This is a genomic window from Nocardia sp. NPDC023852, from assembly GCF_040639505.1.
Classification (GTDB): domain Bacteria; phylum Actinomycetota; class Actinomycetes; order Mycobacteriales; family Mycobacteriaceae; genus Nocardia.
Window position 1 is genome coordinate 107,403 of record NZ_JBFAAB010000015.1, and the last position, 25,782, is coordinate 133,184.

The 25,782-nt window shown below is 67.1% G+C and carries 24 protein-coding genes; 11 read left to right on the top strand and 13 right to left on the bottom strand.

The window, feature by feature from the left end:
- Positions 1–20: 20 nt before the first annotated feature.
- The 4 genes from AB0H00_RS20495 to AB0H00_RS20510 all read right to left on the bottom strand — a co-directional run bounded on the left by AB0H00_RS20495 (position 21) and on the right by AB0H00_RS20510 (position 5,043).
- Entirely contained in the window at positions 21–731 is a 711-nt protein-coding gene (locus tag AB0H00_RS20495; RefSeq protein WP_357268302.1) for a glutamine amidotransferase, read from the bottom strand.
- A complete protein-coding gene (locus tag AB0H00_RS20500) occupies positions 728–1,966 on the bottom strand; it encodes a MurT ligase domain-containing protein (RefSeq protein ID WP_357268304.1) in 1,239 nt (412 codons plus the stop codon). Before AB0H00_RS20500 ends, AB0H00_RS20495 begins: the two co-directional genes overlap by 4 nt.
- A 171-nt stretch (positions 1,967–2,137) precedes the next feature.
- On the bottom strand, positions 2,138–3,913 hold the full coding sequence (locus AB0H00_RS20505; RefSeq protein WP_357268306.1) for an FAD-dependent oxidoreductase: 1,776 nt from the start codon (positions 3,911–3,913) through the stop codon (positions 2,138–2,140).
- Between the two features lie 134 nt (positions 3,914–4,047).
- On the bottom strand, positions 4,048–5,043 hold the full coding sequence (locus tag AB0H00_RS20510; RefSeq protein ID WP_357268308.1) for an EamA family transporter: 996 nt from the start codon (positions 5,041–5,043) through the stop codon (positions 4,048–4,050).
- 111 nt (positions 5,044–5,154) lie between these two features.
- On the opposite strand from AB0H00_RS20510, the gene AB0H00_RS20515 reads away from it, so the two are divergent.
- Positions 5,155–6,054 carry a LysR family transcriptional regulator gene (locus AB0H00_RS20515; RefSeq protein ID WP_357268433.1) on the top strand — a complete coding sequence of 300 codons (900 nt, stop codon included), beginning with the start codon at positions 5,155–5,157 and terminating at the stop codon, positions 6,052–6,054.
- A gap of 170 nt (positions 6,055–6,224) precedes the next feature.
- On the opposite strand, the gene AB0H00_RS20520 is transcribed toward AB0H00_RS20515, so the two are convergent.
- Complete coding sequence (locus AB0H00_RS20520; RefSeq protein WP_357268310.1) at positions 6,225–7,856, bottom strand: AAA family ATPase; 1,632 nt, start codon at positions 7,854–7,856, stop codon at positions 6,225–6,227.
- Between the two features lie 263 nt (positions 7,857–8,119).
- Positions 8,120–9,913: a 2-isopropylmalate synthase gene (gene leuA / locus AB0H00_RS20525; protein ID WP_357268312.1), complete on the bottom strand. Its 1,794-nt coding sequence runs from the start codon at positions 9,911–9,913 to the stop codon at positions 8,120–8,122.
- Between the two features lie 244 nt (positions 9,914–10,157).
- Here leuA and AB0H00_RS20530 point away from each other — a divergent pair, with 244 nt between their 5' ends.
- The 5 genes from AB0H00_RS20530 to AB0H00_RS20550 all read left to right on the top strand — a co-directional run bounded on the left by AB0H00_RS20530 (position 10,158) and on the right by AB0H00_RS20550 (position 15,464).
- Positions 10,158–10,925, top strand: a complete 768-nt coding sequence (locus AB0H00_RS20530; RefSeq protein ID WP_357268314.1) for a sulfite exporter TauE/SafE family protein — start codon at positions 10,158–10,160, stop codon at positions 10,923–10,925.
- Positions 10,926–10,940: 15 nt separating this feature from the next.
- Positions 10,941–11,108 carry a DUF1272 domain-containing protein gene (locus AB0H00_RS20535; protein WP_357268315.1) on the top strand — a complete coding sequence of 56 codons (168 nt, stop codon included), beginning with the start codon at positions 10,941–10,943 and terminating at the stop codon, positions 11,106–11,108.
- 72 nt (positions 11,109–11,180) lie between these two features.
- Positions 11,181–12,788: an alpha/beta hydrolase gene (locus AB0H00_RS20540; RefSeq protein ID WP_357268317.1), complete on the top strand. Its 1,608-nt coding sequence runs from the start codon at positions 11,181–11,183 to the stop codon at positions 12,786–12,788.
- 81 nt (positions 12,789–12,869) lie between these two features.
- Complete coding sequence (locus AB0H00_RS20545) at positions 12,870–14,489, top strand: GMC oxidoreductase (RefSeq protein WP_357268318.1); 1,620 nt, start codon at positions 12,870–12,872, stop codon at positions 14,487–14,489.
- Between the two features lie 165 nt (positions 14,490–14,654).
- Positions 14,655–15,464, top strand: coding sequence for an ion transporter (locus AB0H00_RS20550; RefSeq protein WP_357268320.1), 810 nt, complete (start codon positions 14,655–14,657; stop codon positions 15,462–15,464).
- Here AB0H00_RS20550 and AB0H00_RS20555 read toward each other — a convergent pair.
- Positions 15,442–16,653, bottom strand: coding sequence for a low temperature requirement protein A (locus AB0H00_RS20555; RefSeq protein WP_357268322.1), 1,212 nt, complete (start codon positions 16,651–16,653; stop codon positions 15,442–15,444). The genes AB0H00_RS20550 and AB0H00_RS20555 overlap by 23 nt on opposite strands.
- Positions 16,654–16,954: 301 nt before the next feature.
- On the opposite strand from AB0H00_RS20555, the gene AB0H00_RS20560 reads away from it, so the two are divergent.
- On the top strand, positions 16,955–17,302 hold the full coding sequence (locus tag AB0H00_RS20560; RefSeq protein ID WP_357268324.1) for a spore germination protein GerW family protein: 348 nt from the start codon (positions 16,955–16,957) through the stop codon (positions 17,300–17,302).
- Here the strand turns inward: AB0H00_RS20560 and AB0H00_RS20565 are convergent.
- Complete coding sequence (locus AB0H00_RS20565) at positions 17,299–17,490, bottom strand: DUF1918 domain-containing protein (protein WP_357268325.1); 192 nt, start codon at positions 17,488–17,490, stop codon at positions 17,299–17,301. The genes AB0H00_RS20560 and AB0H00_RS20565 overlap by 4 nt on opposite strands.
- A gap of 451 nt (positions 17,491–17,941) precedes the next feature.
- Here AB0H00_RS20565 and AB0H00_RS20570 point away from each other — a divergent pair, with 451 nt between their 5' ends.
- Positions 17,942–18,517, top strand: coding sequence for a dihydrofolate reductase family protein (locus AB0H00_RS20570; protein ID WP_357268327.1), 576 nt, complete (start codon positions 17,942–17,944; stop codon positions 18,515–18,517).
- Between the two features lie 85 nt (positions 18,518–18,602).
- Here AB0H00_RS20570 and AB0H00_RS20575 read toward each other — a convergent pair whose 3' ends face one another.
- The 3 genes from AB0H00_RS20575 to AB0H00_RS20585 form a co-directional block, all read right to left on the bottom strand.
- Positions 18,603–19,466: a hypothetical protein gene (locus AB0H00_RS20575; RefSeq protein WP_357268329.1), complete on the bottom strand. Its 864-nt coding sequence runs from the start codon at positions 19,464–19,466 to the stop codon at positions 18,603–18,605.
- 68 nt (positions 19,467–19,534) lie between these two features.
- Positions 19,535–19,915 carry a hypothetical protein gene (locus AB0H00_RS20580; protein ID WP_357268331.1) on the bottom strand — a complete coding sequence of 127 codons (381 nt, stop codon included), beginning with the start codon at positions 19,913–19,915 and terminating at the stop codon, positions 19,535–19,537.
- A 65-nt stretch (positions 19,916–19,980) separates the two neighbouring features.
- A complete protein-coding gene (locus AB0H00_RS20585; RefSeq protein ID WP_357268333.1) occupies positions 19,981–20,394 on the bottom strand; it encodes a secondary thiamine-phosphate synthase enzyme YjbQ in 414 nt (137 codons plus the stop codon).
- Between the two features lie 163 nt (positions 20,395–20,557).
- Between AB0H00_RS20585 and AB0H00_RS20590 the strand changes: the two genes are divergently transcribed.
- Together AB0H00_RS20590 and AB0H00_RS20595 are read left to right on the top strand one after the other, a co-directional pair.
- Complete coding sequence (locus AB0H00_RS20590) at positions 20,558–21,823, top strand: aspartate kinase (RefSeq protein WP_357268335.1); 1,266 nt, start codon at positions 20,558–20,560, stop codon at positions 21,821–21,823.
- Positions 21,824–21,826: 3 nt separating this feature from the next.
- The gene (locus AB0H00_RS20595; RefSeq protein WP_357268337.1) at positions 21,827–22,861 is read left to right on the top strand and encodes an aspartate-semialdehyde dehydrogenase; all 1,035 of its coding nucleotides are present in this window, start codon (positions 21,827–21,829) and stop codon (positions 22,859–22,861) included.
- Positions 22,862–22,923: 62 nt separating this feature from the next.
- Here AB0H00_RS20595 and AB0H00_RS20600 read toward each other — a convergent pair whose 3' ends face one another.
- Positions 22,924–23,487: a helix-turn-helix domain-containing protein gene (locus AB0H00_RS20600; protein ID WP_357268339.1), complete on the bottom strand. Its 564-nt coding sequence runs from the start codon at positions 23,485–23,487 to the stop codon at positions 22,924–22,926.
- 91 nt (positions 23,488–23,578) lie between these two features.
- Here AB0H00_RS20600 and AB0H00_RS20605 point away from each other — a divergent pair, with 91 nt between their 5' ends.
- A complete protein-coding gene (locus AB0H00_RS20605) occupies positions 23,579–24,133 on the top strand; it encodes a nuclear transport factor 2 family protein (RefSeq protein WP_357268341.1) in 555 nt (184 codons plus the stop codon).
- A 5-nt stretch (positions 24,134–24,138) separates the two neighbouring features.
- Here the strand turns inward: AB0H00_RS20605 and AB0H00_RS20610 are convergent, their stop codons facing one another.
- Positions 24,139–25,488: a serine hydrolase gene (locus AB0H00_RS20610; RefSeq protein ID WP_357268343.1), complete on the bottom strand. Its 1,350-nt coding sequence runs from the start codon at positions 25,486–25,488 to the stop codon at positions 24,139–24,141.
- Positions 25,489–25,782: the final 294 nt, after the last annotated feature.

The window sequence follows — 25,782 nt, forward strand, 5'->3', positions numbered from 1 at the left end:
ACCGGTCCGGACGTCGCGGCTCAGGCGCGCAGGCGTTCGCGGCGCAGCTGGTCGACCTCAGGGAGCTCCAGCGGCGTTAGCTCGGTGACACCGAGCGCGCGCATCAGCAGCAGGTCGGCCAGTTCGGGGTTGCGGGCCAGCGCGGGGCCGTGCATGTAGGTACCGATCACCGATCCCTGCACGACGCCCTCTGTTCCATCGCCGACGCCGTTGCCGACGCCGCGGCTGACCCGGGCGAGAGCCGTCGCATCACCGCCGAGTTTCGTTCCGCCACGATGATTTTCGAAGCCGGTGAGCGAAGTGGTGAGCCCGGGCGGCAACGGAGTTGTGGTGACCTCGCCGATGGCGCGCTTGTGCTGCGGCGACGTGGTGACGTCGATCAGTCCGACGCCGTCCACCCGCTCACCCCCTGAGGTCTCGTACCAGTGGCCGAGCACCTGAATGGCCGCGCAGATCGCCAGCACCGGAGCACCTTTCGCGGCCGCCTGCTGCAAGCCGGGGTAGCGGCGCAGGTGCCGAGTGGCCAGACGCTGCGCGGAATCCTCAGCGCCGCCGAGGGTGTAGATGTCCAGCGATTCCGGAACCGGTTCGGGCAGCGTGATTTCGACGATCTCGGCGTCGTAGCCGCGCAGGCGCAGGCGCTGGCGCAGGACGAGTGCGTTGCCGCCGTCGCCGTAGGTGCCCATCACGTCCGGCAGCACCAGACCGATGCGAATTGTCGACTGGCTCATGCCGTCCGCTCCTCGAGGTCACGGTTGAGATCACGGAACGCGGTGTAGTTCGCCAGCACCTCGACATGGCCGGCGGGGCAGGAAGCGATGGCATGCAAGGGATCCGGCACCGTGGTGTGCTCGACGCCCGCGTAGGTGAGTCGGACCGCGAGGTCGGTGGCCCGCTCGCCGGCGGCGACCACGTGAACGCCTTCGAAGTGCTCGAACCGCACATCCCACAGCCAGGAAAGATCCTCGCCGTCGGGTACCTGCCCGTTCACCGCGATCACCAGGCCCGCCGAGGTCGGCTCGATCATCGACAGCGCCTCCTGCCAGCCCGCCGGGTTCTTCGCCAGCAGCAGACGAGCGTCGTGCTCGCCGACCTGCACCGTCCGGTATCGGCCCGCGATCTCGCGCACCGTGCCCGCGGCCGCCACGGCCTGCCCCGCATCGGCGCCGAGCGCGACGGCCGCGGCCACCGCCTGCGCCGCGTTGCCGCGGTTGGCCCGGCCGGGCAGGGCAAGGTGCAGCGGGAACCGCACGCCCGCCGGGCCGACAAGGTCCTGCTCGTCGAGCCACCAATCTGGTTGCGGCCGTTCGAAATCCGTTCCGGTGCTGCGCCAGTGCGCGCCCTCCCAGATGATCGGCTCACCGCTGCGCGGACAGCTGGTCGCGTCCATCGCCCATCCGCTGCCCGCGGCGACCCACACCACGTTGGGATGGTCGTAGGCGATAGAGGTGACCAGAACGTCGTCGCAGTTCGCGATCACCACTGTCGCGGGGTGCTTCGCCAGGCCCGCGCGTAGCCTGCGCTCGATCATGTTGATCTCGCCGACCCGGTCGAGTTGGTCGCGGCTGAGATTCAGCAGCACCACCGCCGAGGGGTTCAGCGAGTCGGTGACATGCGGCAGGTGCAGTTCGTCTACCTCGATGGCAGCCAGCGGCGCGCGCCGATGCGCGTTCAGTGCGGCGACGATGCCCGCATCCATGTTGGCGCCGTCGGCCTGGGTCGCGACCTCGCCGAGGGTGCTGAGCGCGGCAGTGGTCATCCTGGTGGTGGTGGACTTGCCGTTCGTGCCGGTCACCAGCACCGTGCGGCGCTGACGTCCGAGCTGGTCCATGACCGTCGGGTCGATCTTCAACGCGATCAGGCCGCCGATCATCGAACCCTTGCCGCGACCCGCCTTCTGCGACGCCCACGACGCCGCGGCCGCGGCCGTCAGCGCGAGTCGGCCGCGCACCGATATGTCTGCCACGTCGCGAGTCTATGTTCGCCCCGTGATCCGGGCGCGCCGCGGTCCGGTGGTTCGGTTTATGACGGCTCAGTCGGTAGAGCTCGGCCTCGTGATTCTCCGGCGCTCCAGCCCTCCCGACCGCCTCGGTGATGGTCGTCTGCACCTCTTCGACCAGGGAGTGATGGTGCGGTATCAGATCGGTATGTCGAACATGTTCGGCTGTCCCGCCGCGTACCGGTCGGCGTCGATCCCGCGCAGCGCTTCCAGTTCGGGCGCGCGGTAGAGCGTGAACATCCGGCAGCGTTCCGCGTTCGAGCCTGCCACGTCCAGCAGTGCGTTCACCGCCGCGCGTGCGGATTCGTTGGCGCCCTCCATCGTGGCCAGATCGACGTTCGTGCGCACGTAATCGCCTGCCAGGAACAGGTTTTCCAGCGCGCCGTGCGGTTCCGGCCGGTAGTCCCACGAACCGGCCGTGTTGATCAGCAGGGGGTCGGCGTTGGCGTTGCGCCGCTGCCCCTCCTGCCAGGTGATGCCCGGGTCGAGGAACCAGGAGTGCAGGTCGGTGTCACGGAGCACTTCGCCCCGGTCGTCGAGATGAACCTTTATCTGGGCCCAGGCCTCGCGGGCGACCTCCTCGTGCGTGCACTCCTTGGCCGTCTTGCCGAACAGCATGCCGGGGGAGTTCCAGTCGGAGATGTCCACGGAGAGGCAGTCCTGCACGGTGCCGTCGCCGAACTCGGTGAGTTTCCGGCTCCACAACTGATTCTGGGCGATCGAGGTGAGCGACCACGGCGCGTCGATGTAGGCGGTATGGCCGCGGGAGATATCGGCCGGTCGGCGCAGATAGAACTGGATGCCGTTCATCCAGTCGGTGAACAGGCCGTCCATCGCGGCCAATTCCGGCCACACGGCCAGCACCTGCGGTGACCACAGCGTGCGAGCCTGCTCGGCGGACAGCGCGACGACGAAGTAGTCGGCGTCGACGGTGCGCTGGACGCCTGTCTCGTCCACAATGCGTGCCGCGGTGATCCTGCGGTCACGCACCTCCAGCCCGCGGACCTCGGCGCCGAGCACGAATTGCCCGCCGAGATCGCGGACCCGCGCGACCCACGGATCGATCCAGACCGCGTTGGTCGGGCCGTTCAGCACCCGGTCCAAGGCGCCGTCGTTGCCGATCTGGAACGGATTGCCGAGGAACTGCTCACCCATGGTGCCGATGGTGCGGACGCTTGCCACGTCCTCCTTCGCGGCGACCATGATGCTGGTGAGAGTGCGCGAGAGCAATGCGCGGAACTCGTGCGAGCGCGCGTGTCCGCCGACGAAGTCGCGCCAGGACGTGTGCTCCCACTGGCCATGGCGGCGGGCATCACAGCTGGTGTTGAACACCAGCAGCCGGTCGGCGAAGTAGAGTCCCTCGTTGGCCGGCATTTTCAGCGCGGTGGCCAATGCCGCGCCGAGTGTTTCGCGGAAACTTTCGGGGCTGAACTCGGTGCGGGCGCGTGGACCGAGCGGGAGGCGGAAGTCGTCGCCGTCGCGCCGGGCGAATCGTGCCTCAGGTGCCGGGACAAGATTGTTCCAGACGCCGTTCGGGTTGCCCTGGAACGGGATTCGGCGCATGGTGTCCGGCACGTGCTGATAGAAACCGGGGAAGAAGCGAAAGCCGTGCTCGCCGGGCAGGTCCGGTCTTCCTCCCGACCCGGTGCCAGGTACCGGAACGCTGCGCGCTTTTCCGCCCCACGCGCGTCTGTCGTAGATCGTGACCTGGAATCCGCGCTCGACCAGCTCGTGCGCCGCGGTCAGTCCCGCGACTCCACCACCGAGGACCGCGACCCGCCTGCCGCTCGGACTCGCCTCGGCAAGGGTCGGCCTCAGCAGGCTTGCCGTCAGCGCCCCCGTTGTTGCCACCCCCGCCGCAACCGTTCCACGAAGCAGTGCCCTCCGCGATACGGGCCACCGATTTTCTGCCATGCGCTGATCTGCTGCCTAGCCTTTGGTACCAATTTCCACGCCGGCCACTACTGTAGGGCCGCGGGCTCCTCGGTTCATGTCGACCCCGCGAACCGGTAGCTGGGCATGTGGAATCGGTGTCGTGGACCACAACATCAGGATTTCGAGCCCGGATCCGGTCGCCCGCGCGACGCGAGGGCGCCTGCTCGGCCCGAAGCGACGAGAACTGCCGTCGGCGAGGGGGCCACCACCGCGGCGTGCTCCTCGGCGGTGCGCGGCTTGTTCGAGGTGGCGGCGAAGGCACCCGCGATGACGACACCGCCGCCGACCAGCGACAGCGGGGTCGGAACCTCGCCGAGGAAGACCCAGGCGGCGGCGATCCCGACGACCGGAACGAGCAGGGAGAAGGGCGCGACCATCCCGGCCGGATAGCGGCCCATCAGGTAGGTCCACAGCCCGGTGCCGACGACCGTGGCCAGGACGGCGATGTAGCTCAACGCCACCAGGGCCGGCAGACCCGCGACCGAGAACGAGTCGGCTAGTGCGCGCAGGCCGGTGGTCGGCCCTTCGGCGAACGCGGAAAGGGCGAACATGGGCAACGGAGGAACGGCGGTGGTCCACAGCATCAGGTGCAACGGGTTGACGCCGGGAGATTCGGTGCCGGCCAGGCGCGCGCCGATATTGCCGAATGCCCAGCCGAGCCCGCCGGCGAGGGTCAGCAGCACCGGCAGCAGGGTGGCGTGTTCCAGCCGATCCCAGCCGATCACGGCCATGCCCGCGACCGCGACGGCGATACCGGCGGTCTGCACCGGCCGGATCCGCTCACGCAGGAATAGCGCACCGAGCAGCACAGTGAACGGCGCGGAGGATTGCAGCACCAGCGAGGCGAGTCCGGTCGGCATTCCCACCCGCATAGCGGTGAACAGAAACGCGAACTGAAGGATGCCGAAACCGATGCCGTACAACATGATCCAGCGGACCCGGATGCGCGGGCGCGGGATGAACAGCAGCGCGGGGACCGCGAGTACCGCGAAGCGCAGTGCGGCGAAGAAGAACGGCGGGAAGTGGTCGAGCCCTACTCGGATGGCGAGGAAATTGAGCCCCCAGAGCAGGACGACAGTGAGTCCGAGCAGGCGGTCGTGATTGGTCACACCTTTTATGGTGGGTTCGACGAATCATCAGAACAATCGAATAAATGTGCATGATCAATGTAGCATCGCTTAATGGTTTCGTCAGCAGAACCGGCCGCGCCTGGGCCGCCGATGTCGCTGGAGCGGCTGCGTGTGCTGCGCGAGCTCGCCGATCGTGGAACCGTCGTCGCCGTCGCCGCCGCGCTGTCGATGACCCCGTCGGCGGTGTCGCAGCAGCTCAAGGTGCTGGCCGGGGAGGCGGGCGTTGCCCTGCTCGAACCCGACGGTAGGCGGGTCCGGCTCACCGACGCGGGCCGCGCGTTGGTGATGCGCGCCGACGAGGTGCTCGCGGCGATGGATCGTGCGGTCGCCGAAATGGCGCACTACCGCGGCTCGCCGCGTGGCCGGGTGCGCGTCGCGGTGTTTCCCTCGGGCGGCGCGCTGCTGCTGCCGCATGTACTGCCCGGCATGGCGGACAGCGGTGTCGACGTAATCGCACGGGACGAGGATGTGCCCCCGTCCGATGTGACGCGGCTACTCGCCGACTACGACGTCGTGCTGACCCATCGCGACGAGCGCGCCGCGCCGATCGCGGACCCGCGCGTCGCGACCCGGGTGCTCATGCGCGAACCCATCGATGTCGTCGCGGCGCCGACACATCGGCTCGCGGGCCGCACAGCCGTCGCGCCGGAGGAACTGGCCGACGAGACGTGGCTGAGCGTACGCGGCGGTTTCCCGGTCGACGACGTGCTCCGCTCGATCGCGACCATCACCGGAGTGCAACCGCGAATTGCACAGCGCCTCAACGATTTCCGTGTCATCGAAGCCATGGTGGCCACGGGCTACGGTGTCGCGCTGATGCCGCGCTACGCGGTGGGAGATCCGGATCTGTCGGTGCTGCGCCTCTCGGGTGTCCGCGCCGCCCGCAAGTACGAACTGGCGACCAGGCCGCGTGCCGACAGCCGTCCGGCCATCGCCACCGTGCTCGCGGCCTTCGAGTCGGCAGCCGCGATCGTGACGGCGGATGCTTGATGGACCCAGTCGAATGACGTCCTCCCGCAGCCTGCGCCGTGCCGAGCGAAGGCAACCACATATCAGACACAGCGGGACTGTCTCCGCCGGCAGACTCCTAGCCGTGCAGCGGTACTCGCGGCCTGAGGCTGGTCGGCCTGCTGGACGTCAGGTCAGCCCTGTGGCCGAGATCACATCCCCGGCGGCCCCTGATACCGGTAAGGATGCTGCGGCTGCGAGCCTATGTACTCGAAATCATCGGCGACCATCGCCGCCAGCTCCAGCAGCGCCCGCTGCGTCGGCTTGCTCACCAGCTCGAGATCGATCTCCGCGCCCTCGGCGAGGTGGTCGTCGAACGGCACTACCTGCACCGCGCGAGTGCGGTCGAGGAACAGCTTGCGCAGCTGGTCGAGGTCCACGGTGGACGCGCCACGCCGTGAGGCGTTCACCACCACGACGGTGCGCTCGACCAAGTTGCGGTACCCGTGGTGGTCGAGCCAGTCCAGCGTGGCCGATGCGCTACGCGCGCCATCGATCGCGGGCGAGGTGACCAGCACCAGCGAACTGGCCATGTCCAGCACGCCCGCCATCGCCGAGTGCATCAGGCCGGTGCCGCAGTCGGTCAGGATGATGTTGTAGAACGACTGCAGTACGCCGATCGCCTTGCGGTAGTCCGCCTCGCTGAACGCCTCGGAGACCGCCGGATCCTGTTCGCTGGCAAGCACTTCCAGTCGGCTCGGCGCCTGCGAGGTGTGTGCCCGCACGTCCGAGTACCTGCTGATGTGGTCGTCCTCGAGCAGGTTGCGCACGGTGGAGCGGGTCTGCCGCGGCACCCGGTGCGCAAGCGTGCCCAGGTCGGGGTTGGCGTCGATCGCGATGACCCGGTCACCGCGCAGCGACGCGAATGTGGAGCCGAGGCCGACCGTGGTGGTGGTCTTGCCGACGCCGCCCTTCAGCGAGAGGATCGCGATCCGGTAGTCACCGCGAACCGGCTGGTTCACCCGCTCGACGAGGTCGCGGTAGACGAGGTCGGCCGCCGACTCGCCCGGGTTGATCATGCCGCCGGAGGCCTTGTGTACTGCGCGACGCCACCCGCTGCGCGGCGCCCTGCGGGCCCGTTTGAGCAGGTTCAGATCATTCACCGAGTGTCCCGGCTGGCCGGGCTGCTGCACATGCTGTGGCTGGAACGGCTGCGCGGGCTGCTGCGGATTCGGACTGCCTTGTCCGCCTTGCCAACTCGGGCCCGGTGGCTGTCCGACCGGAGGTGGCGGCTGATAGGCGGGCGGCGGTGGCTGATGCGTCACCGGCGGAGGAGGCGGCGCCCAGCTGTAGATCGGACCGCTCGGCTGATCGGATTGTGGCGCAACGGCTTCCGGAGGTGGGGTGTCCTGGGGCACCCGCCGGACCAGGCCATCGTTACCGATCTCCTGCTGGAAGTACTCGTTGTAACCGGGGTTCGGTCCCTGCGGCTCCGCCGGCGGGGCACTGGGGTGGCTACCGCTCTGGCCGGACGGCTGGAAAGCGCCGGCCGCGTACGGCTCCGCCGGGAACGTCGGCTGCGTGTACGGACCGGAGCTCGGCTGGGCGTACTGGTCATAAGATTCGGGGCCGAGCAACGGGCCATAGCCCTGTGCGGGACCTGCCGCCTGCGGGTAGGCCGTGGTCTGATCCATCGAACCATGCGGCTCGGGCGGTCCCTGATCGGCGTCCGGCTGGTCGGGCGCATCCGCCACGTCGGTTTCCTTCACTTCCGCGCCGTCGGCTTGCTCGGTCGACGGGTCGGCAGTCGATGACTCCGCCCCGGTGACGTCGGCCGTATTCACGGAATGACTCTGCAGCCAGGGCGGAGAGGTTGGGTTCTGGTCGTCTGGTGTCACGGTTCCCCCATCTGCTCGGGAATTCGAGCAGAGAGCTCGGCGCTTGAGTGCGGATCCACGCTAGCACGGGGTTCGATGCCTCGTGTCGCGGTATCCGCGGCCGATGGGCGGACACCACGCGGCCCACATGTGGCCTCCGCCAGCACGATAGAGCCGGGTGCCGCGCAGTCGATCTGCCGCGGCACCCGGCTCTCGCGCCGGTCCAGCGATCAGTGGGCGCGGTTGACCGCGGACACCACCGCGCGCAGCGACGCGGTCGTGATCGAGGTGGCGATGCCGACGCCCCACACCACCTTGTCGCCGATCGCGCATTCCACGTAGGCCGCGGCCTGGGCGTCGTCGCCCGCGGACATGGCGTGCTCGGAGTAGTCCAACACCTGAACGTGGAAGCCGACGGCGGCGATCGCGTCGACGAATGCCGCGAGCGGTCCGTTGCCGTTGCCGGTGACCTCCTGCTCGACGCCGTGAACCTTCACCGCCGCCACGATCGAGTCGACCCCACCGTCGGTCTCCGACGCGGTGACCTTCTGGCGCATCCGCTCCAGTGGGCGGATCGGACTCAAGTACTCCTCGTGGAAGACGTCCCACATCTCCTTCGGTGTGACCTCGCCGCCCTCGCCGTCGGTGATCTGTTGGATCGCCTGGGAGAACTCGATCTGCAGCCGCCGCGGCAGAGCCAGCCCGTGGTCGGTCTTCATGATGTAGGCGACGCCGCCCTTGCCGGATTGCGAGTTGACCCGGATGACGGCCTCGTAGGTGCGGCCCACGTCCTTCGGGTCGATCGGCAGGTAGGGCACCTCCCAGACGACGTCGTCCACGTCCGACCCGGCGGCGTCCGCCGCGGTCTTCATCGTGTCCAAACCCTTGTTGATGGCGTCCTGATGACTGCCGGAGAAGGCGGTGTAGACCAGGTCGCCGCCGTACGGGTGGCGCTCGTGCACGGGCAGCTGGTTGCAGTACTCGACGGTGCGCCGGATCTCGTCGATATCGGAGAAATTGACCTGCGGGTCGACGCCGCGGGAGAACAGGTTCATCCCCAAGGTGACAAGGCAGACGTTGCCGGTGCGCTCACCGTTGCCGAACAGACAACCCTCGATCCGGTCGGCACCCGCCTGGTAACCCAGTTCGGCGGCGGCGACCGCGGTGCCGCGGTCGTTGTGCGGGTGCAGCGACAGCACGATGGAGTCGCGGCGGGCAAGGTTGCGGCTCATCCACTCGATCGAGTCGGCGTAGACGTTCGGGGTTGCCATCTCGACAGTGGCGGGCAGGTTGATGATCAGTGGCTTGTCCGGCGTCGGCGCGATGATTTCGGAGACCGCGTCGCAGACCTCCAGGGCATACTCCAGCTCGGTGCCGGTGTAGGACTCCGGGCTGTACTCATAGCGCCAGTTGGTGTCCGGGTAGCGCCGCTCGATCTCCAGGCACAGCGCCGCGGCATCCGTGGCGATCTTCTCGATAGCCGCCCGGTCGGCGCGGAACACCACTTTCCGCTGCAGGATCGAGGTGGAGTTGTAGAAGTGCACGATCACGTTCTGCGCGCCCGCGCATGCCTCGAAGGTGCGTTCGATCAGCTCGGCCCGACACTGAGTGAGCACCTGGATGGTCACGTCGTCGGGGATCGCGCCGTCCTCGATGATCTCGCGGACGAAGTCGAAATCGGTCTGGCTCGCCGAAGGGAAGCCGACCTCGATTTCCTTGTAGCCCATTCGCACCAGGAGGTCGAACATGCGCCGTTTGCGGGCCGGGCTCATCGGGTCGATCAGCGCCTGATTGCCGTCGCGCAGGTCGACGGCGCACCAGCCGGGCGCCCGGTCGATGATCTTGTTCGGCCAGGTGCGGTCGGGCAGCGTGACCGGCTCGACCTCCTCGGCGAACGGCCGATAGCGGAAGGTTGGCATCGACGAGTTCTTCTGCTTGTTCCAAGCAGGCTGGTCGGCGGGAGCGGGTTTGCCGGGCACGGTGATGGTGCGGGTGCTGGAAACGAAGGCGTCAGCAGGGGACATGGGCGATTTCTCCGGAGGGTGTGGTGTATCCCAAAGGATATTAGGGTCGACCGGCGCGGCAATACCCCGCGACGGGAGCCGGTCTGATCAGACCCCGTCGCGGCGGCTGAGAAGAAGTGCCCGCTGCATGATGCGGGTGAGTTTACCGTGCCGCCATACCGCCGGGAAGGGCGGTCCGGTCGTCGGGTCATCCGACAACACCGCTAGCGTTCGGTCCGATAGTGGGACGTCGGAGGATTTTGCTATGACCTGGCTGGAGCAACTGGCCGTCTTCGGTGCGGGCATCGCGGCGGGCGGTATCAACACGATCGTCGGCTCGGGCACCCTGATCACCTTTCCCATTCTGCTCGCGTTCGGCGTGCCGCCGGTCACCGCGAATGTCTCGAACACCATCGGTCTGGTCCCCGGCTCGCTCAGCGGTGTGCACGGCTACCGCCGCGAACTCGCCGGTCAGCGGGCCAGGCTGCTGCGGCTGGGTAGCGCGTCCTTGTTCGGCGGGATCACCGGGGCTGTGCTGCTGCTCGTGCTGCCCGCGGATGCGTTCAAGGCTATCGTGCCCATCCTGATCATCGCGGCACTAATGCTGGTCGTGGTGCAGCCGCGGCTGGCGCGCTGGGTCAAGCGACAGCGGGAGAACGACGACACCCCGGCCCCGGCACACGGCGGCCCGATCCTCTTCGCGGCGATCTACGCGACGGGCGTCTACGGCGGGTACTTCGGCGCCGCTCAGGGCGTGCTGCTGATCGGGTTGCTCGGCGTATTCGTGCACGAGGATATCCAGCGCCTCAATGGAGTGAAGAACGCGCTCGCGCTGATCGTGAACGGGATTTCCGCCTCGATCTTCATCGTGGTGGCGGACGTGAACTGGCGGGTGGCCGTGCTGATCGCGCTCGGTTCGATCATCGGCGGTCAGCTCGGTGCGAGGATGGGCAGGCGGATGCCGCCGACCGTGCTGCGCGCGGTCATCGTCGTGGTCGGCGTCATCGCGGTGGTCCGGTTGTTGTCGTCCTAGGAGGTGGTGTCGGAGATGCGCACCGCGTGCGAGCGGTGCGGTGCCGGCATCGCCGCTGACGGTCCGGCCCGCATCTGTAGCTACGAGTCCCCCTTCTGCGAACACTGTGGTGGCGAGCTGAACAGTGTGTGCCCGAACTGCGGAGGGGAACTGGTGCCGCGCCCGCGGCGGATGCCCGCATAGTGGGGATCTCAGGGTGCGATGTCAATCCTGAGGAGGACGACGGCTGCCATGGGCGGGGCCCAGAATATTCCCGTGCGTAGCTGGAAGATTGTCGTCGTCGCAGCGCTCGCCGGGTTGCTGCCCGCGCTGAGCGGGTGTGCTGGAACGCCGAGCCGACACGAGTCGGCGGTCGCGGATCTGGTCGCCCAGGCCGATGCCGCGCCGACGCCGCGGCTGGACTGGGCGCCGTGCGCGGAGCAGGAGCTGAGCAGATTCCAGTGCGCGACCGCGGTGGTGCCGCTGGATTACGCGCACCCGGAAGGGCCGACACTCTCGCTGGCGGTTCTGCGCCAGCCGGCCTCCGACCCCGAGCTCCGGATCGGCACGCTGTTCGCCGGGGTCGGTGGTCCCGGCGGGTCGGGATTCCGCTGGGCCGCCGGCGGCGAACTGCTCGGCGGTGAGATCGCGCGCCGGTTCGACGTGGTCACCTTCGACCAACGTGGCGTCGGCCGCAGCGCGCAGGTCCGATGCTTCGCGAATGCCGAAGAACAGCAACGATTCTGGTCCGTGGTGTCGATTCCGCCCGCGAATCCCGAACAGGAGCAGGATGCCGCGCGAGCCAGCCGTGAGCTTGCCGTGGGGTGTGCCGCGCACAGTGGCGCGCTGCTCGGACACTTGACCACTGTCGACGTCGCGCGCGATCTCGACCTGCTGCGGCGCGGGGTCGGCGACCCCAAGCTGAGCTACGAAGGCGGTTCCTACGCAAGCTATCTGGGTGAGGTGTACGGTGCGCTGTTCGGCGACAGGGTACGCGCGCTGCACCTCGGCTCGATGATGGATCCCGACGCGTACACCAACGACACCCGCGGCGCGATCGAGAGCATGGCGGCGGGCACCGAGGAGGTCCTCGGCGAATTCCTGCGGTTGTGTGCCGATGCGGGCCGACCACGCTGCGCCTTCGCCGCCGATGGGAGACCGAGTGCCACCGTGGGGCGGGAGGGCACCGGAGAACCGGACTTGCGTGCCCGAAATAATGCTGTGTTGCAACGTATTCGGAAGGAACCCTTGGTGGTCGGGGAAGGCGGGCGGGCACGGACGGTCACCTACTCGCAGGTGCTGCCGTCGCACGCGCTCCTGCTGTACGACCCGAAGGAGGGGTGGCCTGCGTTGGCCCAGCTGCTCGCCGAGTTGGAGCGCGGTCCGGCCGGCGATCCCGATATCGTCGGCGAGATCCTCGCGGCCACTACACAATCGTTCGATTTTCTCGACTCGTTCACCGCGATCTCCTGCGCGGACAACACATTTACTCGCGATCCGTACCAATGGCCGACGCTGGCCGCGGAACTCGCCCCCATCGCGCCGAATTACGGTGCCTTCTGGCTGTATCTGCGCCAAGCATGCGCCTCTTGGCCAACCCCGCCCGAGGGATACGCACAGCGCTATACCGGGCCATGGATCCTGCGCTCGGACACCCCAGCCCTGCTGTTCAACAACAAATTCGATCCAGTGACCCCAGTGGCCGCCGCGCGCCGTGCCCAGCAGGAGCTCGTGAACGCCAGGCTGGTCGTCGTGGAAGGTGGTTACGGGCACACCACGACTGGTGACTGTACCCGCCTGCTGCGCGAGCACTACCTCATTGACCTGCAACTTCCCGCCCCTGGCGCGACCTGCCGGGCCGACGAGCCGCCGTTCGGCGCATAGCGCCCGCGCGAATAATTGTTCACCGAACGGGAATGCCGGTAATCTGCGCACCGCTAGAACCTGATGACGGAGGTACCTGGGTTGCGTAGACGCGCCTTGTTCAAGGCGGCGGGCACGGCCGCGCTGCTCGGTGTCGGGGGATCGGCTTTCGGTACGAGCGTCGCGTCCGCTGACCCCATGTGGGAGGGGCTGTTTCGCACCTGGGTGCCGGAGATCTTCGCACCGCTTCCCGATCCGCCCGAGCACTCGCCCGCGATCGTGATCGGCTCCGGCTTCGGTGCCGCGGTGACGGCGCTGCGCCTCGCCCAGGCCGGGATCGCCAACACCGTCCTGGAACGTGGTTCGCGCTGGCCCAACGATCCGTGGCGGGAAATCTTCACCGGCGATGACTTGCCCGACGGCCGCGGCTTCTGGCATCGCACCCACTTCACCGGCGTCACCAAGATGCCGATCGGGTTCGCCGACTTCGGCGGCGTGCTGGATTGCACCGAATACCCGGGTATCGATGTGTGGCGGGCGGCTGCCGTCGGGGGCGGCTCGGTGATCTTCACCGGCGCCATGGTCGCCCCGGAACGGCGCTTCTTCGACCACGTCTTCGGCGGCACGGTCGACTACGGCGAGATGGACCGCGTGTACTACCCGCGGGTGCGGGAAATGTTGCGGCTGAGCCCGATGCCCGCGGACATCTACAATTCCTCGCCGTTCGCGCATTCCCGGGCCTGGGACGACCAGGTCCGCAGGGCCGGCTATGAGCCGCGGCCGAACGACTCGATCTTCACCTGGGACATCCTGCGCGCCGAACTCGCCGGAGCCAGCAGAGCCTCGGCCACGGCGGCACGGAGCAATCTGGGCAACTCCAATGGCGCCAAGTTCGACCTGAACCAGAACTACCTGAAGTATGCGCAGGACACCGGCCGCAGCATGGTTTACCCCGGCCACCGGGTCGACGCCATCGCGCAGGAGCCCGGCGGCCGCTACTCGGTCACCGTGACGAAACTGGCGCCCACCGGCGACGTGCTCGCCACACGGACGCTCACCTGCGATCGGCTCTTTCTGGGTGCGGGCTCGGTCGGTACCTCCGAGCTGCTGGTCCGTGCCCAGGCCACCGGTGCGCTGACGCATCTCAACGAACACATCGGCGACGGGTGGGGCACCAACGGCGACGTGGTGCTCGCCCGCGGCGCGAGTGCGCTGGCCGGCCATGGCCAGGGCGTGCCGAGTGCGAGTCGTGTCTTCGACGAATCAGGCGCGCCGCTGACCCTGGAGAGCTGGTACATCCCCGGCATCCCGTTCGAGACCGGCGCGCTCGCCTCCCTAGGTATGGTCCTGGACCCGACGCGCGCCAGGTTCGGCTACGACAGGGCCACGAACGGCGTGGGGCTCAGCTGGTCCACGAAGAACCGGGACGACATCGTGGGCGCGGCGAAAGCGGTCGACCACCGGATCGCCGAACGTGCCGGCGCGCTCCTCGAGTACAGTGCGCTCGGCTACGACGCGAACGCGCTGTTCACCGCGCACCCGCTCGGGGGGGCTGTGCTCGGAAGGGCCACCGACAACCACGGGCGCGTGCATGGCCATCCCGGCCTGTACGTGATGGATGGCGCCGCGGTGCCTGGCAGCACCGGAACGGTCAACCCGTCGCTCACCATCACCGCATTGGCCGAGCGCAATATCGAGGCGATCATCCGCGCGGGCCGCTGAGTCTGCCGGCGGCGGCGGCGCCGCGACCGCATCTACGGCCCGGAATTGCCAGCAGTGCCGAGCGGGCTGTCGGCGTACTACTGTCGGCGACACCGTTCGGCGTCGAAGGGATCCTCAGTGTCCGGCTCCACCAGCTCGCGCATAGATAGCTATGGTCTCCGGGAAATGCCGGAGCCACAGGAGTTTCCACGCAAGCCGCCTACGCTGTGGACCGATTTCCTGATGCTGACGCTGGCAGTGATTTCCGTGGTGTTGGTCGCCTGGATCACCTTCTTCCCGGTTTCCGGCCACATCTATCACACGATCGTGATTGTCGACTGGACGGTGTGCGCGGTGTTCGCCGCGGAGTTCCTGTGGCGCTGGCGGCGCGCGGGCTGGCCGTGGACCTTCCCGTTCGTCTACTGGTACGAGGTCCTCGGCATGATCCCGGTGACCAGCCCGTTCTTCCGCGGCTTCCGCCTGTTGCGGATCGTGGTGATCGCCGTCCGGCTCGGCCGGGTGGCGGACCGGGTCTTCGGCGACCGGGTGACCGCCGCGGTCGTGAACCGGTTCGTGGTGACCATCGTGGATACCATCCGCCGTCCGATGACGATCGCTGTGATGGACGAGGTGGTACAGGTCCTGCGCACCGGCCACTACACCCGCAATATCGCGGCCGCGCTGGAGGAGAACCGTGCTGAGCTGGACGAGATGATTCTCGACCTGATCAAGAAGGACCCGCAGGCAGGTCGGGTGCGCTACATCCCGTTCCATGACGAGATCATCCGGCTGATCGCCGACACGACGTTCCGCATCGTGTTCCAGGTTCTGGAGGATCCCCGCACCGACGAACTCGTCTCGGATATGTTGCGCGAGAACATCGATCAGATCCGTGAGGCGGTCCGCGACGGCGTTCGGGTGCCGCCGTCCGCGTATGGTCCGACGCCCGCGGAAAACGGCGTCCGGCACCAGCTCAGGCGTGTGTCGCGTGCCTGATCTCGTCCCTCCGCTGCGCGAATCGGACGGTTTCCCAAGCGATCAGCGCGATCAGCACCACGCACAGCAGCGCAAGTGATGCCAGCGCGGGCAGCGCACAGGCCGGTGGCACGAGCGCGAGCAGCACCACGACAGTGACCACTCGGGACACCGTGACGGTGCCCGTCGCGTAGTGCTTGAAACCGACCAGTGCGATCAGATACACCACGACACCGCCGTATAGCGCGTACAGCGGAATTCCGTACAGCGCGTCGGTCAGGGTGTGGTGCGACGAGTCTCCGACGTAGTAGAGCACTTTCTTCAGTCCGAGTGACAGTCCGATGATCCCGACGATCATCGGGAAATGCCAAAAGGTATAGGAGCCCCGCGCGATTTTGATCTGTCGCGCACCTTCGGCACGCACGAGTTCGTGTTCCACCGATAGGGCGGCCACGTCGAAATACGCCCACCACAGCAGTCCGGAGATAGCAAGACCCAGCATCGAGCCGACAGCGATCGGCCAGGAGATCGGCAGCCCGGCCACGCCGATGCCGATCGAGACGATCGATTCGCCCAGCGCGACGATGACGATCAATCCGTACCGCTCGGCGAAATGGGTGGCCGAATTCAACCGCCAGTCGGTGCCGGCGAACAGCGTCCACAGATAGTCACCCGCGATGGCGGCGATCCACAAGGCGATCTGCACGACGCCCGACGTCATCGCCGCGATGACCAGCAGTGTGGTGCCGAGGGTGATCGAGCCCAGCGCCCAGCGCAGCACCTGCTTGCGCAGTTGCGAGTCCTCGGAACTGGCCAGCAAGTACATACCGACGTGTACCAGTCGCACGATCAGGTAGGCGATCGCGAAAACCAGCGGGCCGAACCAGCCGCCGGGCAGGTCGCGGAATGCCTCGGGGATGGTGAGCGCGGCGATGAGCCCGGCGCCCATCGCGACGAACATCGCGAGCCGTGCGATGCCCTCGTCCGCGCGGACTGTGTTGCTAAGCCAGGAATAGGCGATCCACAGCCACCACATCAGGGCAAGCACGAGCAGCGCACGCAGCATGTTCTTCGCGCTGGTCTCCCCCGCGGCCAGGTCGGTGACCATGGTGAATGCGAAGACGAGCACCAGGTCGAAGAACAGCTCGAGCTGGGTTACCGAGGCGCCTTCGGCCACCGGCTGGAACCGAACTCGTTGGGAACCGATCATGGTGCACATGGTCGCACCCCGGTCGATTCGGCGCCGGTCCGATTCGCCGTGCGCCGCTCGATTTCACTCGAGGCACGCGCCCACCTTTTGTTATGTGCTACCGCTATAAAATTTCGTAGGCAGTCGATTCTAAGCTGACGCGTCCACGTGCCATTTATTCTCGAGATCGGCGACCGGCAAAGGTGACCGACTTCGAGAGGGAAGGTTCGACCGAAGTGGTCCGACCCAGCGACCATCCGCCTACCATCGGGAAGGAATCGGCGAACGGACGGTGCTATGCCGCCCGGCGGGGGAGGTTGTCATGAAATATGCCGAACTGCTGGGGCAGGCGCGAGACGCGATCACGGTGCGCCGGGTCTTCGGGGATCCGTACGAATCAGACGGGGCCGTGGTGATCCCCGCCGCCTCGGTCGGTGGCGGGGGTGGTGGAGGTGGTGGCACCGGCGACGGCGCCGATGGCCGAGGTGAGGGTGAAGGGCTGGCCTTCGGCATGGGCGCCGAGCCCGTCGGCGCGTTCGTCCTGCGCGACGGAAAGCTCACTTGGCACCCTGCCCTGGACGTCAACGCGATCATCGCGACGGTCGGCAAGGTGCTGATCGCCGGGATTGTTGCCTTCGCGGTGACGCGCCGCGGCAAGCGGCGCGATTAGTCCGACCCGTTGTGTTCGACGATCGCATCGGGTCCGGGATACACCAGCGACTCGTGGCCGTCGGTGAAGCGCACCACATAGGGTGGCGTCCCGTCCGGCCCGCGGACCTCGATGATCTCGCCCTGGCGGTCCCCTTCTCCCACAACGTGGCCGTGCACGCAGAGTCGGTCTCCGACATTCGCCATCATCGCCCTATTATCGAACGGAGTGAGGCCAGTCACAACCACCCTGAGGCAGGCGGCGTGGCGCGACTCAGGCATCGGGGCTGGTCACGCGCGCGACGGCGGCCTCGATCAGGTCCTGGCCTTGTTCCTCGGTGAACACCTCAGGCAGCGTCAGCCGATCGACTATCAGCCAGTTCGGGGCCAGGTAGAGCGCGCCCGGTGGTCTCCTTCATCAGTTCGGTGATGTTCGCGCGGGTCTTCGGCCCTTCGCTCAGCTTGGCCGTGGTGGCCGCGCTCGGCTGTAGCCGCTCACGTGAAAGGTCAGGCCCCGCGCACCGTCACGCGCGAGGACTTCGATCGCCGCGTCGAGGAGCGCCTGCCGCCGCTCCGGATGGTCCGCACTTGACACAACTCCATTCGTAGTACTACTTTCAGGCCACTACGGTTGGAGTACAACGGCATAGGCGGTACTGGTATGCGAAAGCTTGTCTACTTCGTCGGCCTCTCGCTCGACGGCTATATCGCCGGCCCGAATGGAGAGATCGACTTCTACCCCATCGCGGACGACATGTGGGAATGGATTCGCGCGGAGTATCCCGAGACGCTGCCCACGCACGTTCGCCCGCATATCGGCCTGGCCGTGGACGCCCCCAACCAGAAGTTCGACACGTTGGTCATGGGGCGCGGTACTTACGATCCGGCCCTGGCCATCGGGGTGACCAGCCCGTATGCGCATATGAAGCAGTACGTGGTCTCGAGCACACTGGGCCGGATCGACGATCCGGGCGTCGAGCTGGTCGATCGCGATCCGCTCGATCTGGTTCGCACGCTGAAGCAGCAGGACGGAATGGACATCTGGCTGGCAGGCGGCGGCAAGTTGGCCGCCGCGCTGCTGCCGGAGGTCGATGAGCTCGTGATCAAGAGCTACCCGGTCGTCGCGGGCACCGGCGTGCCCGGCATCGCGGGTGAGTTTCGCCCGACTATGTTCCGTCCGACCGAGCGCACGGAATTCAGCAACGGCGTCCAGGTCACCTGGTTGACCAGAGCCTGACACCGCGCCTTGTTCGCCTGCCGAGGCGACCATCGTCATAGGGCTTCGGCGGTCCGCTCGGGGCGGCGCGCCGAGCCCGTGGCCGTCAAAGCCGGTGCACCTCCACAGCCGCGTGGACCCAGTGCCAGTTGACCGGTGTCCACTGCTTCTTCAGGGCAGTGCGCTCCTTGGCGTACGTACGCACGGCGGCTTCCACAGCGGGCCCCAGCTCGCCGAGGTCGTCAGGTACGGGGACGCGCAGGATCAAGTGCTGTTTGTTGTGTACGAGAAGCAGTTCACCGGCAGGCGAGCATGCTGTCAGGCTGAACTGCGCCAGAGGCTTGAAGGTCTTCGTCTCGGTATCCAGTTTCGCCTGCAGTCGGCCGCCTTTGTTCCAGGCGTAGAGGCCGTGGCGGTTGAGGTGGAAGGCCCGGCCGCGGCGGGAGTCGGCCACCACGCTGAAGCAGAAGCCGGTGAAGGGGCTGTCCCGCCATAGATGCAACCCATCTAGACGCCCCCTCATCGCCCCCTGGTCGTCGACGAGAGCGAAAACGAAGGGCTGGCCCCTGCTGCCGCCACGGAAGGTCCGGGCGAATACCGGTACGACGAACAGATCGTCCGAGATCGGCGCCGGCCGGCCGAGTTCGGATTGGTCCCACATGTAGCGGTCCGTCTCCGGTGTCAAAAGCTCTGTCAGCGACGGCCTCGGCCGGTTCTTCAGACCCACCGGCTCCCCGCGGAACTGGACATGAGGCCGCAGGTCGTCCTCGGTCTGGCCGGCCGGCTCATGGTCGAGCGAGGCGATCGCCCGAACAGCGGGCTTCGAGCCAGGGGCCAGGGCGCCGTCCGCCACCCCGACGATGTTGGCGATGCTGTTGCCGTACCGATGTACCCCGTACTCAGCGGTCACGCACAGCAGACGGCCCGACGGCGTGACACTGATCGAACCGGCGAAGGGATCGCCCGGCACGAACTCCTCGAAGGCGCGCCGGCCAGTTGTCTCGAAGGTAGCCAGAGTAGTACTCAGGTCGGGCGCTATCAGGTGGTGCAGTCCGGGTGGGCGTTCACCGAGAGCGTGCCGTCCGGCAGGACGCACAGGGTCATGTCGTTGCCATCGGCCACGGCAGAGTGGGTGCCGTCCGGGTCGGACGGGCAGCAGAGCGCGGTGGCGAGTGGAACACCGTCCGGCGAATATCGGGTGATGATCCAGTATCCGAAGTTCGCTATGGCCGGGTCTTGTTCGTCTTTGGCGTCCCATTTGTAGCGGTACACGCCGTACAGCGCGAAGGTGTCACCGGAAGGGGCAGCCGCGACGTCGTACGCCTGGACTCCCCATCCCTTCGAGTAGAGCGCGGTCAGGTCGATGCGGTGGGTGTTCACCAGCGAGTCCGGCAGTAGCAGAGGAAGCGTTTGCGCCATGGAAGCCATTTTCTGCAGAGCCACTGACAAATAGTCCAGGCAGGACACTTCGATCCACGCAGACGTCAGCCCGCGTCGGCGAGGAACGACAGCCGCACTTGCCGGTCCGGATTGTCGACATTGAGATCGACCAGTGCGATCGACTGCCACGTGCCCAGCGCAAGCGTGCCTTCGAGTACCGGAATCGTCGCGTAGGGCGCGATCAGCGCGGGCATCACATGGGACCGACCGTGCCCGCGTGAGCCGTGGGCGTGCCGCCACCGGTCGTCGGCGGGTAATAGATCCCGCAGCGCCGCAAGCAGATCGTCGTCGCTGCGAGCGCCCAATTCCAGCACCGCGATCCCGGCGGTGGCATGCGGCACGAAGATGTGCAACAGCCCGTCGCCACCTGCCTCGCGGACGAATGTCGCGCACTGCGGAGTGATGTCCTGCACCACTTCGGTGTGGCCCGTTCGCACCTCGAGCAGCATGCTCTTCATCTGCACATCGTCCCTCATTTTCGGTGGCGCGGGCGGCGCCGTCGGGATCCGATGCGGCTGTGGTCTTCGCACAGGCCGGGCAGGTAGTAAGAAAACCGCTAGGCCCCGGCCGGTAGTCTGGGTGACTGTTACCTGCTGATTGTCGATCGGGGAGGACCCTGTCGTGGCTCTCGTTGTTCAGAAGTACGGAGGATCCTCGGTGGCGACCGCCGAGCGCATCCGGCGCGTCGCTGAGCGGATCGTGGAGACCAAGAAGCAGGGCCACGAGGTGGTGGTCGTCTGCTCGGCCATGGGCGACACCACTGACGAGCTGCTCGATCTCGCACAGCAGGTTGCGCCGGCGCCGCCCGCCCGCGAGATGGACATGCTGCTCACCTCCGGTGAGCGTATCTCCAACGCGCTGGTCGCCATGGCGATCCACTCCCTCGGCGCCGAGGCCCGCTCGTTCACCGGCTCGCAAGCGGGCGTCATCACCACGGGCGCGCACGGTAACGCGAAGATCATCGACGTGACCCCGGGCCGCGTCCGCGACGCGCTCGATGAGGGCCTCGTCGTGCTGGTCGCGGGCTTCCAGGGGGTGAGCCAGGACAGCAGGGACGTCACCACGCTGGGCCGCGGCGGTTCGGACACCACCGCCGTCGCGCTGGCCGCGGCGCTGCACGCGGACGTCTGCGAGATCTACACCGACGTGGACGGCGTCTTCACCGCCGACCCGAGGATCGTGCCCGACGCGCAGCGGCTCGAGCAGGTCTCCTACGAGGAGATGCTGGAACTCGCGGCCTGCGGCGCCAAAGTGCTGATGCTGCGCTGCGTCGAGTACGCCCGCCGCTACAACGTGCCCGTGCATGTGCGCTCGTCCTACACCGACAAGCAGGGCACCTACGTTTACGGATCGATGGAGGAAATCCCCTTGGAGCAAGCACTCCTCACCGGCGTCGCGCACGACCGCAGCGAGGCCAAGGTGACCGTCGTCGGGCTGCCGGACGAACCGGGCTTCGCCGCCAAGGTGTTCCGCGCCGTAGCCGACGCCGAGATCAACATCGACATGGTCCTGCAGAACATCTCGAAGGTCGAGACCGGCAAGACCGACATCACCTTCACCCTGCCGAAGAGCGAGGGCGCCCGCGCGGTCGAGATGCTGACCAAGCGCCAGGACGAGATCGGCTTCTCCCAGGTGCTCTACGACGACCACATCGGCAAGGTTTCCCTGGTCGGCGCGGGCATGAAGAGCCACCCCGGCGTCACCGCCACTTTCTGTGAGGCGCTGGCGAAGGCGGGTGTGAACATCGACCTCATTTCCACGTCGGAGATCAGGATCTCCGTGCTGGTAAAGGACACCGAACTGGACGAGGCGGTCAAGGTTTTGCACAAGGCCTTCGATCTGGGCGGCGACGAGGTGGCCGTGGTCCACGCGGGAACAGGACGGTAAGCCATGGGAATTCGAGTAGGTGTTGTCGGCGCGACCGGACAGGTCGGTGCCGTCATGCGGAAACTGCTGGAGGAGCGCAACTTCCCGGCCGACGAGGTACGGTTTTTCGCTTCCTCGCGTTCGGCGGGCAAGACGCTGCCCTGGCGCGGTCGCGAAATCGTCGTCGAGGACACCGAGACCGCCGATCCGTCCGGGCTGGACATCGCGCTGTTCTCCGCAGGTGCGACCATGTCCCGGGTGCAGGCCCCGCGCTTCGCCGCGGCGGGCGTCACGGTGATCGACAACTCCTCGGCCTGGCGCAAGGATCCCGAGGTCCCGCTGGTGGTCAGCGAGGTCAACCCCGAGCAGGCCCGCAACCTCGTCAAAGGCATCATCGCCAACCCCAACTGCACCACCATGGCTGCCATGCCGGTGCTCAAGCCGCTGCACGATATCGCGGGCCTGCGTCGTCTGATCGTGTCCAGCTATCAGGCGGTGTCCGGCAGCGGCCTTGCCGGTGTCGACGAGCTCGCGAGCCAGACACGCGCGGTGATCGGCGATGCCGAGAAGCTGACCCACGATGGTCGCGCCGTCGACTTTCCCGCACCGAACAAGTACGTCGCGCCGATCGCGTTCAACGTGCTTCCGTTGGCCGGGTCGCTGGTCGACGACGGTTCCGGCGAGACAGACGAGGACCAGAAGCTGCGCAACGAGAGCCGCAAGATTCTCCGCATCCCGGATCTCGCGGTGAGTGGCACTTGCGTGCGCGTCCCTGTCTTCACCGGACACTCGCTGTCGGTGAATGCGGAGTTCGCCGAGCCGCTTTCGGTCGAGCACGCCAAGGAGATCCTGGCGAAGGCCCCCGGCGTGAAGCTGGTCGACATTCCCACCCCGCTGGCCGCCGCGGGCATCGACGACTCCCTCGTCGGCCGTATCCGCCAGGACCCCGGTGTTCCTGAGGGCCGTGGCCTCGCGCTGTTCATCTCGGGCGACAACCTGCGAAAGGGTGCGGCTCTCAACACCATTCAGATCGCCGAGGTATTGCTCAGCGACCGCTGAGAACAAGGGCTATCAGGGCTGAGCCTGGTCGGCGCGATAGCCGACGGCCGGAGACGCTGTGTTCAGCGGGTACGCAGCCCGTCGAAGACGACCGCGAAAGTGCGGTTGCGTTGGGCAGGGGTGGCGCTGGTGCCGTGCGTGGCGAGGAAAGCGCCCTTGATTATTCGCATCAGATCGTCGGTTTCGATGTCGGTGCGGACCGCGCCGGCGTGCTGGGCGCGGGTCAGCAGCGTGCCGATTGCCGTACGAAGTTCATGTACCGGCCCCGGGTATTCGGGGGCGTCGGTGCTGCCCACGGCGTCGGCGAGGTCGCGTTTGACGCTGCCCTCCTCGACCAGGCGCGCGAGGAAATCGAAGAAGGCGCGGGCGGGGTCGGGCGAAGTGGTCAGCTCGCGGGCGAGCTCGATGATCCGGTCTACCCGGTCCACGATCGCCGCCTCGAAGAGCGCCTCTTTGGTCGGGAAATGCCGGTAGACGGTGCCCGCGCCGACACCTGCCCGGCGCGCGATCTCGTCCAGTGGCACGGAAATTCCTTCCGCGGCGAACGCTTCCTGCGCGGCGGCGAGTACTCGTTCGCGATTCCGGCGAGCGTCGGTGCGCAGGGTTCGACGCTGGGGCTCGGTCACGGTGATCGAGTCTACTGGGGCCTCTTGACAAGCGGGGCGCACGTTCCGGATGATAAGCGGGTTATACGTTCCGTTTACTTCGGAGGAGCGAATGGTGGCGACAGAGTGGGTGGAAACTTCGCGTGAGCTGGTCGAGAACTTGTTCGGTCGGCTCCGGCACCGTGATGCGGACGCGTTCGTCGAGCTGTTCGCGCCCGACGCGGTGTTCGAGATTCCCTTCGTAGTTCCGGGCATCCCAGCTCGGCTGGAGGGCCGCGACGCGATTCGCGACCACCTGGTGCAGCGGTGGTCGGGGCTGTCCGGCATCGAGGTGCACGGCGTCCATCCCCAGGTCTACGAGACCACTGACCCCGAAGTGTTCCTGGTGGAGAACGAGGTCGACATGACGCACCCTGGCGCCGAGCGAGCCCGCGTTCGCACATCGGTCAACGTGATTCGGGTCAGGGGCGGCAAGGTGGTGCTGTTCCGCGATTACCTGGACACCGCGCGGTTCGCAGGTCTCGCCGCGCGCTGCGCCGGTCGGAAATGCGCGTGCCCGGGCCCGGCTGCGCTGATAACGAGCCAGATCAATAGGAATCGGATCGCTGACGCGTGGAACCGGACGGGGCGGAAATCATCGCGCCCCGCGTCCGGGCGCATAGGGTGACGTGACTAGCCGATGCCGGGGGTCCGCGGGTCGGGTCCGAGGCAGGCGACGATGACGCAGCCCGGTGCGGTGTCGGCGAACGGTGGTGCCAGCGGGTAGTTCAGGCAGGCGACGACATTGCAGCCCGGATAGGCGGACGGTCCGATGCCGAACACCGCGAGCAAGATGTTCGCGTCTACGAAACGGCGGGGGTCCAGCCGGACCGGTGGTTCGATATATGGGCCTGGGTCCGGCACCGGTCGGTCGTAGAACGCGTCGAACAGCCTGCGGAAGAACTCGTAGGACAGTTCCTGGGCGTTCTGTACGACCCCACCGGCGCCATACCTGCTGACGTTTCCATAGGCGCCCGTCCACACCACGGTGAGATCGAGGCTCGGGATGATGAACACGTCCTGTAGGGCGAGCCCCGACATCGCATATACGTCGGTGGGTAGGAAGTCGGCAATCTCGATACAGCCAGGCCCGAGCCAGAACAGGTACCCGTAACACGGGTTCGCCGGCGAGGGTTCGCGGGCCTTCCGCAGGTAGGCGGCGGACACGATCTGCTGCGCGCCCCACTGCCCGTTGTTGCTCACCAGAAGCGCGAGCTTGGCGAAATCGTTCGGCGGAATCATCAGGTGCGCGTAGCCGTAGGTGTGTCCGGCGCGGTCGCGGGCCCAATAGTAGTCGCTGCGAAGAATACCCAGCGGATCGAACAGCTCGCGTTGTGCGAACTGTTGCAATGGTTCCCCGACAGCCAGTTCGATCACGTACGAGAGCAGGTCGACATCGCGCTGGCTGTAAGTGAAGACGGTGCCGGGCGGATGGTCCAGCGACACACCCAGTGCCTGCACCGCGCTGTTCGGGTCGACCGGAATCACGCCGGTGACGCCTTCCGTCAGCACCCCGACCCGCATGCCCGACGTCTCGGTGAGTAGGTTCTCCACGGTGATGGACCGGTGTTCCGCATCGCCGAGTCCCGCGGGCAGATAGCGATCGATCGGCACCTGAAGATCGAGTTTGCCTTGGTCCCAGGCTATTCCGGCGAGAACGGAGACGATGCTCTTGGTCGCGCTCCAGATGTTCCATGCGACGTTGCCGGTCTGATCGTTCGTCGGCCCCTCGCCGATCAGGCAATTGTGCCGGAAAACCTGCACATTGAGCCGATTTCGCTCGCCGGCGAACGTCAGCGCCTCCTGGAGCCGCTCGGCGTTCAACCCGACTTGTTCCGGCGCGGCCCGTTCCAGGTCGCGGCCCGAGGTGACCGCGCACCGGACCGGCTCCTCGGTCCCGGCGCGCGCGGTCCCGGCGAACACGTTGCCCGCCACCAGCGAAAACGTCGCGATTCCCACTAGGAGTCCACCGAAACGCCACATGCGCATGAGGCTAGCGCCCCTGAAGGTATTCACACGGGCGACAGGCTGGGTGTGGATTCCGGCGTCGGTCATCGTGGTCGTGCGGGCATCTGTCGAGCGAGGCAGGGGCGGGGCCGCGGCAGATGATCAGCGTGGAGGCGTTCCGAGAATCACTGCGAAGGGCAGCGGCGGCGACCGGGGTGTGTGGTAGGACCGGTTGTCACCAGGGACGGCAGCGGCCGTCCCAGTGGCCCCACGAGTCGTGTTCGTCGTTGTGCCACGCTCCGTGCCGGTCACAGTGCCAGTCGTTGCGGA